The organism is Frankia sp. CcI49 (assembly GCF_001983215.1).
GTDB classification, from domain to species: Bacteria; Actinomycetota; Actinomycetes; order Frankiales; family Frankiaceae; genus Parafrankia; species Parafrankia irregularis.
Genome location: NZ_MOWP01000060.1, coordinates 1 through 15,828 on the forward strand (window position 1 = coordinate 1; position 15,828 = coordinate 15,828).

At 73.5% G+C, this 15,828-nt stretch carries 12 protein-coding genes and 2 rRNA genes; 11 read left to right on the plus strand and 3 right to left on the minus strand.

Annotated elements, in window-relative coordinates:
* The 3 genes from CcI49_RS38980 to CcI49_RS38995 form a co-directional block, all read left to right on the plus strand.
* Nucleotides 1-449: ribosomal RNA gene (locus CcI49_RS38980) — 23S ribosomal RNA — on the plus strand; the annotation flags it as partial.
* A 71-nt stretch (nucleotides 450-520) separates the two neighbouring features.
* Nucleotides 521-637, plus strand: a 5S ribosomal RNA gene (gene rrf / locus CcI49_RS38985).
* 2,115 nt (nucleotides 638-2,752) lie between these two features.
* Complete coding sequence (locus tag CcI49_RS38995; RefSeq protein WP_076834747.1) at nucleotides 2,753-4,324, plus strand: hypothetical protein; 1,572 nt, start codon at nucleotides 2,753-2,755, stop codon at nucleotides 4,322-4,324.
* A 206-nt stretch (nucleotides 4,325-4,530) separates the two neighbouring features.
* On the opposite strand, the gene CcI49_RS39000 is transcribed toward CcI49_RS38995, so the two are convergent.
* Nucleotides 4,531-6,048, minus strand: coding sequence for a DUF1015 domain-containing protein (locus tag CcI49_RS39000; RefSeq protein ID WP_076834749.1), 1,518 nt, complete (start codon nucleotides 6,046-6,048; stop codon nucleotides 4,531-4,533).
* Between the two features lie 294 nt (nucleotides 6,049-6,342).
* Between CcI49_RS39000 and CcI49_RS39005 the strand changes: the two genes are divergently transcribed.
* Together CcI49_RS39005 and CcI49_RS39010 are read left to right on the plus strand one after the other, a co-directional pair.
* A complete protein-coding gene (locus CcI49_RS39005; protein ID WP_076834751.1) occupies nucleotides 6,343-6,783 on the plus strand; it encodes a tetratricopeptide repeat protein in 441 nt (146 codons plus the stop codon).
* 128 nt (nucleotides 6,784-6,911) lie between these two features.
* Nucleotides 6,912-7,970: an HAD hydrolase-like protein gene (locus CcI49_RS39010; protein ID WP_116437625.1), complete on the plus strand. Its 1,059-nt coding sequence runs from the start codon at nucleotides 6,912-6,914 to the stop codon at nucleotides 7,968-7,970.
* 83 nt (nucleotides 7,971-8,053) lie between these two features.
* On the opposite strand, the gene CcI49_RS39015 is transcribed toward CcI49_RS39010, so the two are convergent.
* Nucleotides 8,054-8,392 carry an alkyl sulfatase C-terminal domain-containing protein gene (locus CcI49_RS39015; protein WP_054566657.1) on the minus strand — a complete coding sequence of 113 codons (339 nt, stop codon included), beginning with the start codon at nucleotides 8,390-8,392 and terminating at the stop codon, nucleotides 8,054-8,056.
* Nucleotides 8,393-8,551: 159 nt separating this feature from the next.
* On the opposite strand from CcI49_RS39015, the gene CcI49_RS39020 reads away from it, so the two are divergent.
* The 6 genes from CcI49_RS39020 (at nucleotide 8,552) to CcI49_RS39045 (ending at nucleotide 15,379) form a co-directional block, all read left to right on the plus strand.
* Complete coding sequence (locus tag CcI49_RS39020; RefSeq protein WP_006542181.1) at nucleotides 8,552-8,731, plus strand: hypothetical protein; 180 nt, start codon at nucleotides 8,552-8,554, stop codon at nucleotides 8,729-8,731.
* A 26-nt stretch (nucleotides 8,732-8,757) separates the two neighbouring features.
* Entirely contained in the window at nucleotides 8,758-9,942 is a 1,185-nt protein-coding gene (locus CcI49_RS39025; RefSeq protein WP_076834756.1) for a TlyA family RNA methyltransferase, read from the plus strand.
* Nucleotides 9,939-10,826 carry an NAD kinase gene (locus CcI49_RS39030; protein WP_076834758.1) on the plus strand — a complete coding sequence of 296 codons (888 nt, stop codon included), beginning with the start codon at nucleotides 9,939-9,941 and terminating at the stop codon, nucleotides 10,824-10,826. The genes CcI49_RS39025 and CcI49_RS39030 overlap by 4 nt, the downstream gene beginning before the upstream one ends.
* Before the next feature lie 138 nt (nucleotides 10,827-10,964).
* Entirely contained in the window at nucleotides 10,965-12,716 is a 1,752-nt protein-coding gene (recN, locus tag CcI49_RS39035) for a DNA repair protein RecN (protein ID WP_054566660.1), read from the plus strand.
* A 141-nt stretch (nucleotides 12,717-12,857) separates the two neighbouring features.
* Nucleotides 12,858-14,723 (plus strand): CTP synthase, encoded by a 1,866-nt coding sequence (locus CcI49_RS39040; RefSeq protein WP_076834760.1) that lies wholly within the window; start codon nucleotides 12,858-12,860, stop codon nucleotides 14,721-14,723.
* The gene (locus CcI49_RS39045; protein WP_198955759.1) at nucleotides 14,720-15,379 is read left to right on the plus strand and encodes an NUDIX hydrolase; all 660 of its coding nucleotides are present in this window, start codon (nucleotides 14,720-14,722) and stop codon (nucleotides 15,377-15,379) included. The genes CcI49_RS39040 and CcI49_RS39045 overlap by 4 nt, the downstream gene beginning before the upstream one ends.
* A 106-nt stretch (nucleotides 15,380-15,485) precedes the next feature.
* Here CcI49_RS39045 and CcI49_RS42965 read toward each other — a convergent pair.
* The coding region (locus CcI49_RS42965; RefSeq protein ID WP_206745188.1) for a hypothetical protein at nucleotides 15,486-15,828 on the minus strand (343 nt) is incomplete at its 5' end.

The following is a 15,828-nucleotide window of genomic DNA, read 5'->3' on the forward strand; positions in this document are numbered from 1 at the left end:
CAGGCTGATCTTGCCCAAGAGTCCATATCGACGGCAAGGTTTGGCACCTCGATGTCGGCTCGTCGCATCCTGGGGCTGGAGTAGGTCCCAAGGGTTGGGCTGTTCGCCCATTAAAGCGGTACGCGAGCTGGGTTTAGAACGTCGTGAGACAGTTCGGTCCCTATCCGCCGCGCGCGCAGGAGACTTGAGAAGGGCTGTCCCTAGTACGAGAGGACCGGGACGGACGAACCTCTGGTGTGCCAGTTGTTCTGCCAAGGGCATGGCTGGTTGGCTACGTTCGGAAGGGATAACCGCTGAAAGCATCTAAGCGGGAAGCTCGCTTCAAGATGAGGTCTCCCACAGGGTAGCCTGGTAAGGCCCCCKACTAGATGATCGGGTTGATAGGCCGGAGGTGGAAGTGCGGTGACGCATGGAGCTGACCGGTACTAATAGGCCGAGGGCTTGACTACATATGATTCTGCTGTTTTGCGTCCACTGTGCGGTTCYCGGGCTGCGACCGGAGGGTCGGGTCTGAWRGTGTTTCGGTGGCTTTGGCGAAGGGGAAACGCCCGGTTCCATTCCGAACCCGGTAGCTAAGCCCTTCAGCGCCGATGGTACTGCGTGGGGGACCGCGTGGGAGAGTAGGACGCCGCCGGACTTCTTTAGGTAGGGGCTGTCTCTGGTTGGTGCCGGAGACAGCCCCTACCTGTATTTGTAGTGCCTTTTGGTTTGTAGTGCCTTGTCGGATCGCCCCGGAGGCTCTCGTGGCCTCCCGGTCGCCGGCCGCGCCAGGGGTACAGGTCCGCTGGACGTATCACCAGTGGCCAGGCGCTGATGAGGCGCTGATGAGGCTCCGAGCGTGTCCCACAGGTTCGTCGGTGTCCCTGGGCCCGGGGCCGACCTGGAGGGCGCGGCGGACCGGAGCTGGTGGGACGTCCGGTATCAGTTGGCTCTCCGGCAGGCCCGGCGGGTGCCTGCCGGGCCTGCCGCAGAGAATGAGATGTACCTGGGGAAGGCCGCGTTCCGGCACCCCGGAACGAAGGGAATGCTTTCCGTTATGCCGAACGACGAGTCGTCGAGGTCCCAGCCGTCCGGGTCTGGAGGGCCTCCGCGGGAGCGGCGCGCCGGCCAGCAGGGCCGGCCGGCGCGACCAGTGAGAAGCGGTGGGGACCGACGCGACGGTCAGGGACCGCGCCGCACCTCGTCGGAGGGCGGCCGCGCAGGCGGCAGCGAGGTCAGGCGATCCGGGCGCGTGGTGAAGGGCGACGGCGGGTGGTCACAGGACCGGCCCGCTCGCCGCACCGAGGGCGGCCGCGGCCCGGCGGGTTCGGCTGCCCCCCGCGGCCACGCCGGTTCGAGCGGTTCGTCGGCTGGCGGTGGTGGCGGTGGTGGCGGCGGTGCCGCGGGCGGCGGTTCGCGTGGCGCCGGCCCGGCGCGGGGAGCGGGCGCCGGGCGTGGCACCGCCGCCACCGGCTGGACGCCTTCGTCCGGGCGGGCGTCGTCCGGGCGTGCTGGCCCTGCACCGCGGGCCGGTGGCGGCCGTTGGCGCGACAACCAGACCGGCGGATCGGGTGGAGGTTCGGGCTCGGGGCCGCGTCCGCAGTGGCAGCGTGCGGGGAGAGGCGACAGCACGGGCGCGGGTCGCGCTGAGGGTGCGGGCCGCACCGAGAGCTCCGGCTGGCAGGAGAGGCCTGGCCGGACGGAGAGCTCTGGCCGGCGCGAGAGTTACGGCAGGCCCCCTGGTACGGGTCGACCTGATGGCGGTCCGGCCGGCGGCGGACGCTGGTCCCGGCCGAGCGACGGCGGAGAAGGCGACAGCTCCGGATACGGTGCGCGTTCCGGTCGCTATGTCGGTGACCGGGCGGCACGGCGGCCTGGTGGCGGGGCTGGGAAGCCGTCCGCCGGCGCACCGGTGAACCGTGCGCGTTCCGACGGGCCTGCGCGTGTCTCCACGAACCGGCCCTGGTCCACTGGCCGTGATGGTGCTCCACGCGATGACGCGGCTCGGCGCGGCGGTGCTCCGGGTTCTGACGGCTGGCGGGGCGGACCTGCACGCGGTGGTGCCACCCGCGAGGGGTACCGCCGAGAGGACAGCCGCGGAGACGCCGACCGCCGTGACAGCGACCGCCGTGACAGCGACCGGCGTGATCGCGGCGAGACCCGCCGGGACGATACGCGTCGCGACGGGGGCCGTGGACGTGCCCCCGAGCGGTTCGCCGCCGGCGACCGGCGTTCCGGTGACGGTGGTGGCGCCGGTCGGGGCTTCTCCCGCGGGGACGCCCGCCACGGCGGTCCCCGTGAGCAGCGCCCTGACCGTGAGCAGCGCCCCGACCGCTCCTCCGCGCCCAGCGGTGACCGCTGGCCCCGGGCTGAGCGTGGCACCGACCAGCGGCGTTTCGCGGGCGCGGATCGAGGGCCCGAGCGCCGTACCGACCAAAGGCGCTTCGACAGCACCGAGCGCCGGCCGGCGCGACCGCACGGTGAGGGCAACACCCCACGTGGCGAGTCCGGGCCGTCATCCACGGGATACCGCGGACGTCCAACCGGTGCCGGCGGTCGCGACGGCCGCCGGGATTTCCGCCGCGACGGCGGGGAGCGGCCCGGCCGCTGGAGTGCGTCTGGACCTCGGTCCGACGGACCTCGATCCGACGCGCCTCGGTCCGACGGCGCCGACCGGCCGCGACGCTTCGGGCCCGGCACGCGACCGGAGCCGGGCTCAAGGCCGGCGCAGGAAACAAAGCCGGAGCCGGGCACGCGGCCGGACCACGAGCCGGTGGCCCGTGGCGGCGCGGCCGACAACGGCGCCGCGCCCGCGGGCCCGCAGGTCGGTAGGGGCGATACCTACCGTGGTGGCGAGACGAAGCCACGATGGGAGCGTCCGTCGTCGGGTTCGCGTCCGGACGCGAACCGCTCGGGCCCGCGCCGTTCGGATGGTGGTCGGCCCGCCTCCCGCGGCGGCCCCTCGGCCGGGAGGCCCGCACGCCGTCCCACCGACAGCCCCAGCCGGTCGGGTGGTCCGGGGGACGGCACCGTCCCGCGTCGTCGCCCGGCCGCGCCCGCGCTGCCGGACGAGGCGCGGGCCGAGCTGCTCGACCGGGACGTCCGGCGGGACCTGCGCAGTGTGCCGGCGCCGTTGGCGGAGACGATCGCCCGGCATCTCGTCGCTGCGGCGATGCTCGTCGACACCGATCCCGCGCTGGCGTTGGAGCACGCCCGAGCGGCGGCGGCGCGGCTGCCCCGCATGGCAGCTGTGCGTGAGGCGGTCGGCGTAGCCGCCTACCATGCCGGTGAGTACGCGGCCGCGCTGCTGGAGCTGCGTGCGGCGCGGCGCATCGACGGGTCGCCGCACAACCTGCCACTGATGGCCGACGCGGAGCGCGGTCTCGGCCGACCCGAGCGTGCTGTCGACTGCCTGTCCGATCCCGGTGTCGCCGAGCTGGACGAGGCGGCGCGGGTGGAGCTGCTGATCGTGGTGTCCGGTGCCCGGCGCGACATGGGCCAGCCCGAGGCTGCGGTGGTGCTGCTGCGCGACGCGGCGATGGCCAGGAGCGAACCGCGTCCGTGGACGCCACGGCTCTGGTACGCCTACGCGGAGGCGCTGCTCGCCGCGGATCGTCCGGTGGAGGCCCTGCGTTGGTTCACGGCCACCGCGGCGATCGACGAGGACGAGACCGACGCGGCGGAGCGGATCTACGAGCTGACGGTCATCGACGACGAGGCCGACGATGCCGACCAGGTCGTTGACGACGTTGACGGCATCGATGCCGTCGATCAGGCGGACGAGGACGAGGGCGACGAGGACGACGAGGACGAGGTGGGCTCGGCCGGGTCTGACGCCACCCCGATCGTCGCGGATCTGAACGACGACGCAGGCCCTGAGTCCGGGCCGGACGGCGTGACCGCGCCGGTCGGCGCGGAGCCACTCGCGCAGACGGCACTCGCGCAGGAGCCGCGCTCCGAGGACGCAGACGAGGGGGTCCTTCCCGGGGTATCGGGTGAGGAGTCCCGCGCCGAGGGAAACGCGGCGAACACCGAGGATCTCGCGGCGGAGAACGCGGAGGATCTCGCGTCGGACGAGCCGGCGGACGAGCCGAGTGGGGAGACGAGCGAGGTGGATGCGGCTGAGCTGGTCGATGCCGCCTCGGCCTCGGCAGCCACAGGCGCCGGTGAGCCGGTGCCTGTGGCTGAGCCTGCCGTCGACTTCTCGGCGGCCCCGGAGAGCACGGCGTCGGCCGTCGCCGCGGACAGCGCGGCCCCGATCCCGGAGATCGTCTTCTCGGATGCCCCGGGCGGTGTGAAGCCGGCCGAGGCGGGAAGCCGGGACGAGGACGAGCCGGCCGGTTGACGGTGCGCCATCCGGCGCGCCCAGGCGCGCCGGATGGCCATCCCGAGGCAAGACTCAGCGCCGCGGCCCGGTGGCCCGGTTTGGCGAGCCGCAAGACTGAACGATTTTGGTCGTCGGCACGACCAGAATCCTTCTTTCTTGCGACCCGCCAGGTGCTCTATGCCCCTTTCGCACCTCTTGAGATGAACTGGCGCCGGCGCGGATCCTCAGTCCAGCGGACGCATCAGCAGCCCGGTGCGGGGCTTGGGCGTGAAAAGGGTGGACTTGCGGGGCATCCGCTCAGCAGCGCCGGCGACGGCGATCACGTCCGCGACCGGAGTCGGGTTCAGCAGGAGTGCGACCCCGCCGGAGGCGCGCGCGGCAGCCAGTGCGGCCGGCGCGTCGTGGTAGTAGTCGACGACCCCGACGGCGTCCTCCAGCTTCCACACCTGCGAGATCAGCGCGAGGTGCGCCACGGTGACGTCGAGGCGCCGAAACGCCTCCGACCGCTCGGCCGGCAGCGCCTGTCGCAGCAGGTCGGCCGAGGGCTGGGTGAGCAGGTAGGCCGCCGACCCATCGGTGATCACGAAGGCATGGCCCGCCCGTCCGGCCGTGGCGAGCTCGTCGAGCAGCGTCGCGGGGTCGACGGGGACGGGCACCGGCGCGGTCGCCGTGCCCGCGGCAGCGCCGGAAGTGCCGGTCGCGCCGGTCGCGCCGGTCGCGATGGTGCCGGTCCCGGCAGCGGTGGCGGCTGTGTCGTAGGCATTCGTGGTGGTGAGCTGGCGGACGGTGAAGGACTCCCGGGCCCGGCTGACCGCGTCGGCGAGGGTGAGGCCCCGCACGGCGCGGTGGATGGCGTGTACCTGCGGGCCGCTGGCGGTGGCGTCGACCAGGAAGGTGAGCCCGAGGTCCCACGGGCCGTCGCCGTCGCCGGCGGCGTGTCGCTCCGCCTGGTACTGGCGATAGGTCGCATACCGGTGATGGCCGTCCGCGATCACCGCGCGGCGGGGGAGCAGATCCGCCGCGATGACTTCCAGGGTGGCCGGGTCGTCGATCGCCCAGAGCCGGTGCGTCACGCGGTCCGCCGTGTCGACGTCGGTGTCGACGTCGATGATCGGAGGGCTGGCGACGGCCTCGGCCACGGCGGCGCTGGCCGGGCCGCCGCCGTCGTAGAGCAGGAAGATCGGTTCCAGGTTGGCCGCGGTGGCGCGGGTCAGGGAGAGCCGGTCGGAGACCGGGCCGGCCATGGTGTTCTCGTGCGGCAGGACGATCCGGGCGTCGGGGTCCGCGAGTGCCAGCGCTCCGACGAGGCCGCGCTGGACGTGGTCTCCCTGTCGCTGTTCGTACACGTAGAGCGTGGGGACGTCGTCGCGGACCAGCACGCCGCTGTCCAGCCACGCGCGCAGGGTTCGCTCCGCCTGCTCATAACGGTTGCCGACCTCGTCCGCCCCGCCCGGTGCGCCGGGCCCGGGAAGGGCGCCAGGAGCATCGCCGGGCACATCGCCGGGAACGTCACGCGGCAGGATCAGCCGGACGACGTTGTGCGCGGCGGAGGCCTCCAGCGCCGTGCGCTCGTCCTCGTCGATGACGTCGTAGGGCGGCGACGTGAGCGTGGCGAGATCCGCGCCGGTGGCCGCGAAACGGGCCGCGCGGAAGGGCGCCAGCACGAGTCCGGCGGGGACTGGCACCGGGACGGACACCGGGGGAACGGGCGCGGCGGCATCAGGGGCAACCATGAGGCGCATCGTAGGTGCTCCGACCGCGTGCCCTCATCCGCCGCGAGGTCCGGCTCCCGCTGGCTGCCCCACCGCGGCGACGCCGCGTTCCCGGCGCGGCGGTCCCGGCGGGACGGATCCGGGTGGCGTGGAAGACAGGCCGTTATTCCGATGTTGGGGCATGTGAGTGCCGCTTACGGTGAAACTGGTTGGGAGGGTGGGACACCTCCCTCCCATCTGTGTCGCCGAGGGCGTCGGCCGGGCGGTGCTGTTCCGCTGCCGTGGTTGCCGCGACCGCGGTGGTCCGGACGACGTGGAGGTGCCATGACGGAGGAGTTCGGCACAGGGGGCGGGGGCGGGGGCGGTCGGCAGGGGCCGGAGCCGGCGCGCTCGCCTGCCGGTGAGGTCTACGACTGGTACACACGTGGGATGGCCCTGCTGGGGCACGGCGACGCGAACGCCGCTGTGCAGCTTCTCGCACACGCGGTGGCGGCGGAGCCGGCGTCGCCGAGCGTGCGGGAGGCACTGGCCCGGGCCCAGTTCGAGGCCGGTCAGTTCGATGACGCCGCACGCACCTTCGCCTGGATCGTCGACAGGCATCCCACGGACGACTACGCCCAGTTCGGGTTGGGAATGGCGGCCCGTCGGGCGGGGGACCTGCGGGTCGCCATCGAGCACCTGGCGCTCGCCGTGGCGATGCGGCCGGACCTGGCCCACTACGGTGTCGCGTTGCGCGGCGCGCGCGCGGCGCTGAACCGCGCATGAGGCCCTCGACCGCGCCAGTAACGGCTGCGCCAACCGCGTCCCCTGCCACGCCTGTGATGGCCGCGGCGGCCGCGACGGCGGTGGCGACATGGGCGCCGCTTTCCGGTTCGTCTCGGACGCCCGCGTCGATGTTCGACGTCGCCCTGATGGATCTCGACGGTGTCGTGAACCGGGGCGAGCGGGCCGTGCCACACGCCGCGGCCGTGATCGAGGCCGCGGCCGTCGACGGAATGCGCACGGTCTACGTGACGAACAACGCGCTGCGGACCCCGGAGACGGTCGCCGCCCGGCTGACCGGCTTCGGGGTTCCGGCCGGTCCCACCGATGTGGTGACGTCGGCGCAGGCCGCCGCGCACGTGCTGGCCGAGCGTCTCCCGGCGGGGGCGAAGGTGCTGGTGGCCGGCGGGGCGGGGCTGTGGGAGGCGGTGCGGGCCGAGGGGCTGTCGCCGACGTCGTCGGCTGCCGACGAGCCGGCCGCCGTCGTCCAGGGTTTCGACCCGGAGATGACGTACGCCCGGCTGGTCGAGGCCGTGCTGGCCGTCCGGGCGGGTGCCTGGTGGGTCGCGAGCAACACGGATCTGACGGTGCCGACGGAGCGTGGGCTGGCGCCCGGTAACGGGGCGCTGGTGGCCTTCGTCCGGGCCGCGACCGAGGCCGAGCCCGTCGTGACCGGGAAGCCGGAGCTGGCGATGCACGCCGAATCGGTGCGGCGCAGCGGTGCGCGCAACCCGATCATCGTCGGCGACCGGCTGGACACCGACATCGAGGCGGGCACGCGGTCGGCGACACCGACGTTGCTCGTGTTCACCGGTGTCACCGGGCCCGCCGAGCTGTTCGCGGCGCCGCCGTGGCACCGGCCCACCTTCGTCGCGGCCGACCTGCGCGGGCTGCGCCGTACCCAGCCGGCGGTCGAGGTACGGGACGATTCGTCCCGGTGCGGTGCCTGGGCCTGCGTTCTGGACGGAACCACCCTGCGCTGGCACCCGGCGGCGGACGACGGGAGAGCTGGTCGCAGCACCAACACCAACACCAACACCAACACCGGCGCCGGCGCCGGAGATGACGGCCTCGACGCGCTTCGCGCCGCCTGCGCCCTGGCCTGGGCGGCTGCCGACGCGGGACGCACGCTGACCGCGCTCGCCGACGAGCGGCCGCCCGGCTGCGAGGACCTGCGCGTACCCCGCTGATGCCGGCTCCGGCCGGGCGCAGCGCAGGTCAGCGCGAGCAGCACAGGTCGGTCACGCAACGCGGGTCGGTCAGGCAGCGCAGGTCACAGCAGCGCGCGTACCCGGAGCAGGTCGCGGACGCTCGCGTCCACCTTGAGGCGGCCACTGGCCCAGGCCGAGGTGACCGAAAGCGTCCCGCTGGTCACGGCGAGGAGGTCGTCGCTGCTGAGGGTGAGGGTGATCTGTGCGCCGGGCCGCTCGCCCTCCCCGATGTCATGCAGGCAGCCACCGCGCAGATGACCGGAGAAGGTGGTCTCCAGATCCGGGATGCGGCAGACGATGACACGATCAGGGGTGCGGGCCGCACGGTTGGTCTGGGCGAGCATGTCCAGGCGGGAGGCGAGGTCACGCAGTGCGGCCTCACACTGCAAACGGTCCGCCATTCCGGACGTCCACCTCCTTCCCCCACCGCCGTCAGACACTAACGCGAGAGCGCTGCCGACGGCCGGAGCGGGACTGGCCCGGTGTGAGTGCGACCACGTGTGGGATGGCGATGTCCAGGCCGGGCATCGGCACCATCCGGAATGCGAGAGGCTTGTCCGGTGAACACCGACGAACTGTCCGCCGAGCTGACGGCGGCACTCGCGCGGCTCGCGATGCTCCCCGGCCGGCCGGCGGTCGAGCATCTGAAGGCGTTCGAGGAGGTGCACGGCCTTCTGGAGGACGCCTTGCGGGATCTGGCCGGCACATCCGGTCCGGACGGCGCCCGGGCGCCTCGGTGAGTCGGTCGGGTCGGGCGGGGTCATCGGTGGCTCGCCGTGCGCGGCTGGACGTCGAACTCGTCCGCCGCAAGCTGGTGACGTCGCGGGAGCGTGCGGCCGAGGCGATCAGCGCCGGCCGGGTCCGGGTCGGCGGGGTCACGGCGACGAAGCCGGCGACGATGGTCGACGCGTCGGCGTCGATCGTCCTGGCGGTGGGTGACGATCCGGGCTATGCCTCCCGAGGCGCGCACAAGCTGGTCGGCGCCTTCGAAGCGTTCGGTGTGCCCGCACCGGAGGTTCCTGAGCCGGAGGTTCCTGAGCCGGGGATTCCCGGTTCGGGAGGTGCCGCCCCGGCGTCCGGCGGTTGCGCGGAACCGCGTGCGGTGTCCGGCGGCTCCGCGGAACCGTTTCCGGTGCGCGCCGGTTCCGCGGAGCCGCGTCCGGTGCCGGGCGGCTCCGCCGAACGGCTTCCGGTGTCCGGCGGTTCGGCGGAACCGCCTACCGAGCCGCGGGAGGCGCAGCCGCAGGGGGCGCACGAGCCGCAGGACCTGCCGGCGCGACCGGCGCGACCGGCGCTCGTCGTGGCCGGGCGGCGCTGTCTCGACGTCGGTGCCTCCACCGGGGGGTTCACCGACGTGCTGCTGCGTTACGGCGCCCGGGAGGTGGTGGCGGTCGACGTCGGCTACGGGCAGCTGGTGTGGCGGCTGCGCGCGGATCCACGGGTGCGGGTGCTGGACCGGACGAACGCCCGGCACCTGGCGCCCGATCAGGTCGGGGAGCCGGTGGATCTGGTCGTCGGTGACCTTTCGTTCATCTCGCTGGTTCTCGTGCTGCCGGCGCTACGGGCCTGCGCCGGGCCCGACGCGGATTTCGTCCTGTTGGTCAAGCCGCAGTTCGAGGTGGGCCGGGAGTTCCTCGGCGCGGGTGGTGTGGTCCGTGATGTGGCCTTGCATGCTGGTGCGGTGCGATCCGTCGCCGCGGCTGCCGCGGAGCTCGGGCTCGGCGTGTGCGGCGTGACGGCCAGCCCGTTGCCGGGCCCGGCGGGCAACGTCGAGTACCTGCTCTGGCTGCGTGCCGACGTGGTCCGTGGCGCCGGGGAGATCGAGGCGATGACGGCCGCGGCGATCGCCGCCGGACCGGCCGGGCCTGCACCGGCCGCCGCGCCGGCCACTGCGCAGGTCGCGCCCCCCTCCCCGGACTCCGCCCCCTCCTCCCCAAGGACCGATCGATGACCCGTGAGGTGCTTGTCGTCACCCATCCGCGCCGTTCCGTGGTGCGGGAGAGCGCCCAGCAGGTGCTGGAGCTGCTCGGGGCGGCCGGTGTCTCGCCGCGGGTGCTGCGGGACGAGGCGGAGCTGCTGGACCTCTCGGCGCCGAACGTCGTGCCGGCGGACATCGACGCCGCCGTCGGAACGGAGCTGGTGCTCGTCCTCGGCGGCGACGGCAGCCTGCTGCGGGGCGCCGAGTTCGCCCGCTCGGCCGACGTCCCGCTGCTCGGCGTCAACCTCGGCCATGTCGGCTTCCTGGCCGAGGCGGAGCCGGACGCACTGCGCGCCACCGTCGAGCACGTGGTCCGCAAGGAGTACACGGTCGAGGAACGGATGACCGTCGAGGTGACGGTCCGTCACCAGGGCGAGGTCCTCTACACCGGCTGGGCGCTCAACGAGATGTCGTTGGAGAAGGCCGAGCGGGCCCGGATGCTCGAATGCGTCGTGGAGATCGACGGCCGGCCGCTGTCGCGGTGGGGCTGCGACGGCGTGATCTGCTCGACGCCGACCGGCTCGACCGCGTACGCGTTCTCCGCGGGTGGTCCGGTGCTGTGGCCGGGGGTGGAGGCGCTGCTGGTGGTGCCGATCAGCGCGCACGCGCTGTTCGCGCGGCCGCTGGTGCTCGCGCCCGGCGCGGTGGTGGCCATCGAGGTGCTGCCGGACGTCCCGGCGGTGCTCTACTGCGACGGGCGCCGGATGTTCGATCTGCCGAGCCTGTCGCGGGTCGAGGTGGTGCGTGGGCGGCGGCCGGTGCGTCTCGCGGTGATCAGACCACAGCCGTTCACCGATCGCCTGGTGGCGAAGTTCGACCTTCCCGTCGCCGGCTGGCGGGGGCGATCGGAGCGCTGACCAGCCCTGACCAGCGCGCCGACCGGCGCGAGCATCGGCATCACCCCGCGCCGGGACGTGCCGGGAATCGGCGGCACGCCACCCATTCCCCGATTTCCGGGTGCCGGCCGGGGCGGATGTGACGCTAGAGTGCGGGGCGTGCTCGAGGAGATTCGCATTCGCGGCCTCGGTGTCATTGATGACGCTGTCCTCGACCTGGCGCCGGGGCTGACGGTGGTCACCGGTGAGACCGGCGCCGGCAAGACCATGATCGTCCAGGGTCTGGGCCTGCTGACCGGGGGCCGGGCCGACTACGCCCTCGTCTCCGCGGCGGCCGGCCGGGCGTCCGTGGAGGCCCGGCTCGTCGTGGCCGCCGACTCCCCGCTGGTCAAGCGGGTGCACGAGCTCGACGGCGAGCTCGACGACGACGTGATCCTGATGGGGCGCACGCTGACCGCCGAAAGCCGGTCGCGGGCCCAGCTGGCCGGCCGCTCGGTGCCCGCCAGTGTCCTCGCCGAGATCACCGAGAACGTCATCGCGGTGCACGGCCAGTCCGAGGCGCAGCGCCTGCGGCGACCGGCGATGCAGCGCGACGCGCTCGATCGTTTCGCCGGGTCCGCGGTCGCCGAGCCGCTGGCGCACTACACCCGGGTCTACGCCCGGCTGGCGAAGGCCCGGGCCCGGCTCGCCGAGATCACCGGGCGGGCCCGGGAGCGGGCGCAGGAGGCGGAGCTGCTGCGGCTCGGCCTCGCCGAGGTCGAACGGGTCGCCCCGCAGCCCGGGGAGGACGTCGCGCTGGCCGCGGAGCTGAGCCGGCTGGAGCACGCCGAGACCCTGTCGCAGGTGGCGCGGTCGGCGCACGGGGCGCTGGTCAGCGATCCGGAGTCCGGTGACGACACCCCGGGCGCGGTCGACCTGGTCGGTGCCGCCCGCCGGATCGTCGCGGGTGACGCGTCGCTGGACCCGGAGCTCGCCGAGCTCGCGAACCGGCTGGCCGAGGTGGTGGCCCTGCTCGCCGACGTCGCCGCCGACCTGGCCTCCTACGGGGCCGGGGTGGAGTCGGACCCGGCGCGGCTCGCGTCCGCCCAGGCCCGCCGGGCCGAGCTCACCACCCTGGCCCGCGCGCACGGTACGGACGTCGACGGCGTGCTCGCCTGGGCCGAGACGGCGGGGCGGCGGCTGCTGGAGCTCGACGGCGACGGCGATCAGTCCGGCGCGCTCACCGCCGAGTGCGAGCAGCTCACCGCGGAGCTCGCCGGGCTCGCCGAGCGGATCAGCGCCGCGCGCGCCGACGCCGCGGAGCGTTTCGGTGCGGCGGTGGCGGCGGAGCTGGCGGGCCTGGCGATGCCCAGGGCGAAGGTGCTGGCGGTGGTCGGCCAGCGGGACGACCCGGCCGGGCTGCCGGTGGGGGGCCGTACGGTCGCCTACGGGCCGAGCGGGGTCGACGATGTGGAGCTGCGGCTGGTGCCGCACCCGGGCGCGCCCGCCCGCCCGGTGGAGAAGGGCGCGTCGGGCGGTGAGCTGTCCCGGGTGATGCTGGCGATCGAGGTGGTCCTCGCCGCGGCCGACGCCGGCGCGACGATGGTCTTCGACGAGGTCGACGCCGGTGTGGGTGGGCGCGCCGCGGTCGAGATCGGCCGCCGCCTCGCCCGGCTCGCCCGCACCCACCAGGTCATCTGCATCACCCACCTGCCGCAGGTGGCGGCCTTCGCCGACCAGCATCTGGTCGTGCACAAGGCCAGCGACGGGTCGGTGACCCGCAGCGGCGTGGTGGCGCTGGACGGCCCGGCGCGGGTCCGGGAGCTGTCCCGGATGCTGGCCGGCCAGGAGGAGAGCACGCTGGCCCGCGGGCATGCCGAGGAGCTCCTCGCCGCCGCCGCGGCGGACAAGGCCGAGCTGACCCGCTCCTGAGCTGGTCCTGAACCGGTCCTGAACCGGTTCTGAACGCCGTCCCCGGCGGGGCGGCCTGCGGCCCTGCTCAGGGCGGTGTTACCGTGAAGACCCGTGGAGGCGCCGGGGCCGGTACCGGCGGCGTGACCACGGGAGTTCCGCGTGGCGCAGGCGCATATGACCAAGCATGTGTTCGTCACTGGAGGCGTGGCCTCCAGTCTGGGTAAGGGCCTGACGGCGTCCAGCCTCGGCCGTCTGCTGAAGGCCCGCGGTCTGCGGGTCACGATGCAGAAACTCGACCCGTATCTCAACGTCGATCCAGGCACGATGGATCCGTTCCAGCACGGCGAGGTGTTCGTCACCGACGACGGTGCCGAGACCGACCTGGACATCGGCCACTACGAGCGGTTCCTCGACGTCGATCTGGACGGCAGCGCCAACGTGACCACCGGCCAGGTGTACTCGGCGGTGATCGCGCGGGAGCGGCGCGGTGCGTACCTGGGGCAGACGGTCCAGGTCGTCCCGCACATCACCGACGAGATCAAGGACCGCATCCGCCGCCTGGCGACCGACGCGGTCGACGTGGTGATCACCGAGGTGGGTGGCACGGTCGGTGACATCGAGTCGCTGCCCTACCTGGAGGCGATCCGCCAGGTGCGGCACGAGGTCGGGCGGGACAACGCCTTCACCGTGCACGTCAGCCTCGTCCCGTACCTCGCCCCGTCGGGTGAGCTGAAGACGAAGCCGACCCAGCATTCGGTGGCGGCGCTGCGCAGCATCGGCCTGCAGCCGGACGCGGTGGTGTGCCGCTCGGACCGGCCGCTGCCCGACGCGCTCAAGCGCAAGATCGCGCTGATGTGCGACGTCGACGACGAGGCGGTGGTCGGAGCCCCGGACGCCGACTCCATCTACGACATCCCGAAGGTGCTGCACCGCGAGGGCCTCGACGCCTACGTGGTGCGCCGCCTCGGCCTCAGCTTCCGGGACGTCGACTGGACCGAATGGGACACCCTGCTGCGGCGGGTCCACCATCCCGCGAACTCGGCGACGGTGGCCATCGTCGGCAAGTACATCGACCTGCCCGACGCCTACCTGTCGGTCAGCGAGGCGCTGCGGGCCGGCGCGTTCGCCGCCGACGCCCGCCCGGACATCCGCTGGATCGCCTCCGACGAGTTCACCTCCCCGGAGGCCGCCGCGCACCTGCTCGACGGCGTCGACGGGATCATCGTGCCGGGCGGGTTCGGCGTCCGGGGCATCGAAGGGAAGATCACCGCGCTGCGGCACGCCCGCACCCACGGCATCCCCACCCTGGGCATCTGCCTGGGCCTGCAGTGCATGGTGGTCGAGGCGGCGCGTTCGCTGGCCGGGCTGGCCGAGGCGAACTCGACCGAGTTCGACCCGCAGACCGAGCACCCGGTGATCTCCACCATGGCCGACCAGCTCGACGTCGTCGAAGGCCGCCGTGACATGGGCGGCACGATGCGCCTGGGCCTGTACCCGTGCGCCCTCGGCCCCGACACCGTCGCCCGCCGCGAGTACGGCGAACCCGAGGTGATGGAACGCCACCGGCACCGCTACGAGGTGAACAACACCTACCGCGACCAGCTCGCCGCCGCCGGCCTGGTCTTCTCCGGGACGTCGCCGGACGGCCGCCTCGTCGAGGTCGTCGAGCTGCCCACCGACGTCCACCCGTTCTACGTGGGCGCGCAGGCGCACCCGGAGTTCCGCTCCAGGCCGACCCGCCCGCATCCGCTGTTCCGCGGGCTCGCCCGCGCGGCGGTCGTGCACGCGGACCGGCGCCGCGGCCTGCTCCCCGTCGACATGCCGGCCTCGGCCCTGGCCGGCGCCGCCAGCGCTGCCGGTGCCGCCGACCCGGCCGGCGTGGCGCCTGACAGCGGCGGCCCGGCGGCCGGTGGCTCGAAGGCGGGCCGTTCGAAGGCGGCCGGCTCGAAGAACGGCAGCCGCGCGGCGGGCTCCACCGCCACCGCGGACGTGACCGGTGTCGACGGGGAGCTGGTCTCCCCGTGAGCGACACCGTGCACAGCAGCCCCACCGCGCAAAGCAGCCCCACCGCGCACCGCTACGAGGTGGCGGACAGCTCCGTCGTCTACAGCGGTCGGGTCATCTCCCTGCGCCGCGACATGGTGCGCATGCCCGACGGCGACACCTCGCAGCGCGACGTCGTCGTCCATCCCGGCGCGGTCGGCGTCGTCGCCCTCGACGAGCAGGAACGGGTCGTGATGGTGCGCCAGTACCGCCACCCCGTCGGCGGGCCGCTGTGGGAGCTGCCCGCCGGCATCCTGGACGTCCCCGGCGAGCCGGCGTCCGTCGCCGCCGCCCGGGAGCTGGCGGAGGAGGCCGGCCTGCGCGCCGGCCGCCTCGACCTGCTCATCGACGTCTACGCCTCACCCGGGATGACCGACGAAGCCTTCCGGGTGTTCCTGGCCCGCGATCTGGTGGAGATCCCGGCCGCCGAGCGGCATGTCGGCGTCCACGAGGAGGCCGAGATGGGCATCACCCGCATCGACCTGTCCGCGGCGGTGGACCAGGTCATGCGGGGCGAGATCACCAACGGGCTGGCCGTGATGGGCCTGCTCGCCACCTACCGCGCCCGCGCCGACGACTACCGCGGCCTGCGTCCACTCGACTCCCACTGGCCCGCCAGACCCGCCGCCAGCGGCTGACCCAGCGAGTCTTCGCCGGCCTCCAGCGCCACCCGGACGCCGGTGATGCCGTCGCAGACGTAGACCGCGTTGACGAGCGGATCGCCGCCGATCGGGATATTGAGCCCTATCGGCGGCGTGACCAGGGGAACATACGACGCCGGGAGCGGTCGCGCGGCAGCACCGTGCTGCGCGGCACGTGTTCTAGACCCGGGATGGGATCGGCCGGCTCGAGCCGCCGAATCGAAGCGACACCGTCGAGTTCATCGATCTCGAATCTGCGCAGCTTCACCGCCCACCACAACCTGGAGTCGGTGTCGCCGGAGCTCTTGTAAGCACCATCGGGAAGGACTGTCACCCACCCGCTCCGCGTCGACATGAGAGTCGCGAGAAGAGTGCCCGAGTCGGCCGTCCATAGCCGCGCCCCGGCGCTGTCGCTGGTGGCGAGGGTGGTGCCGTCTGGGGAGAAC

What these genes read in the sequence shown, in the direction of transcription:
- CcI49_RS39000 (WP_076834749.1), bottom strand. Translation starts at nt 6,048, where the DNA reads ATGCGCCTCATGGTTGCCCCTGATGCCGCCGCGCCCGTTCCCCCGGTG.
- CcI49_RS39005 (WP_076834751.1), top strand. Translation starts at nt 6,343, where the DNA reads ATGACGGAGGAGTTCGGCACAGGGGGCGGGGGCGGGGGCGGTCGGCAG.
- CcI49_RS39010 (WP_116437625.1), top strand. Translation starts at nt 6,912, where the DNA reads ATGTTCGACGTCGCCCTGATGGATCTCGACGGTGTCGTGAACCGGGGC.
- CcI49_RS39015 (WP_054566657.1), bottom strand. Translation starts at nt 8,392, where the DNA reads ATGGCGGACCGTTTGCAGTGTGAGGCCGCACTGCGTGACCTCGCCTCC.
- CcI49_RS39030 (WP_076834758.1), top strand. Translation starts at nt 9,939, where the DNA reads ATGACCCGTGAGGTGCTTGTCGTCACCCATCCGCGCCGTTCCGTGGTG.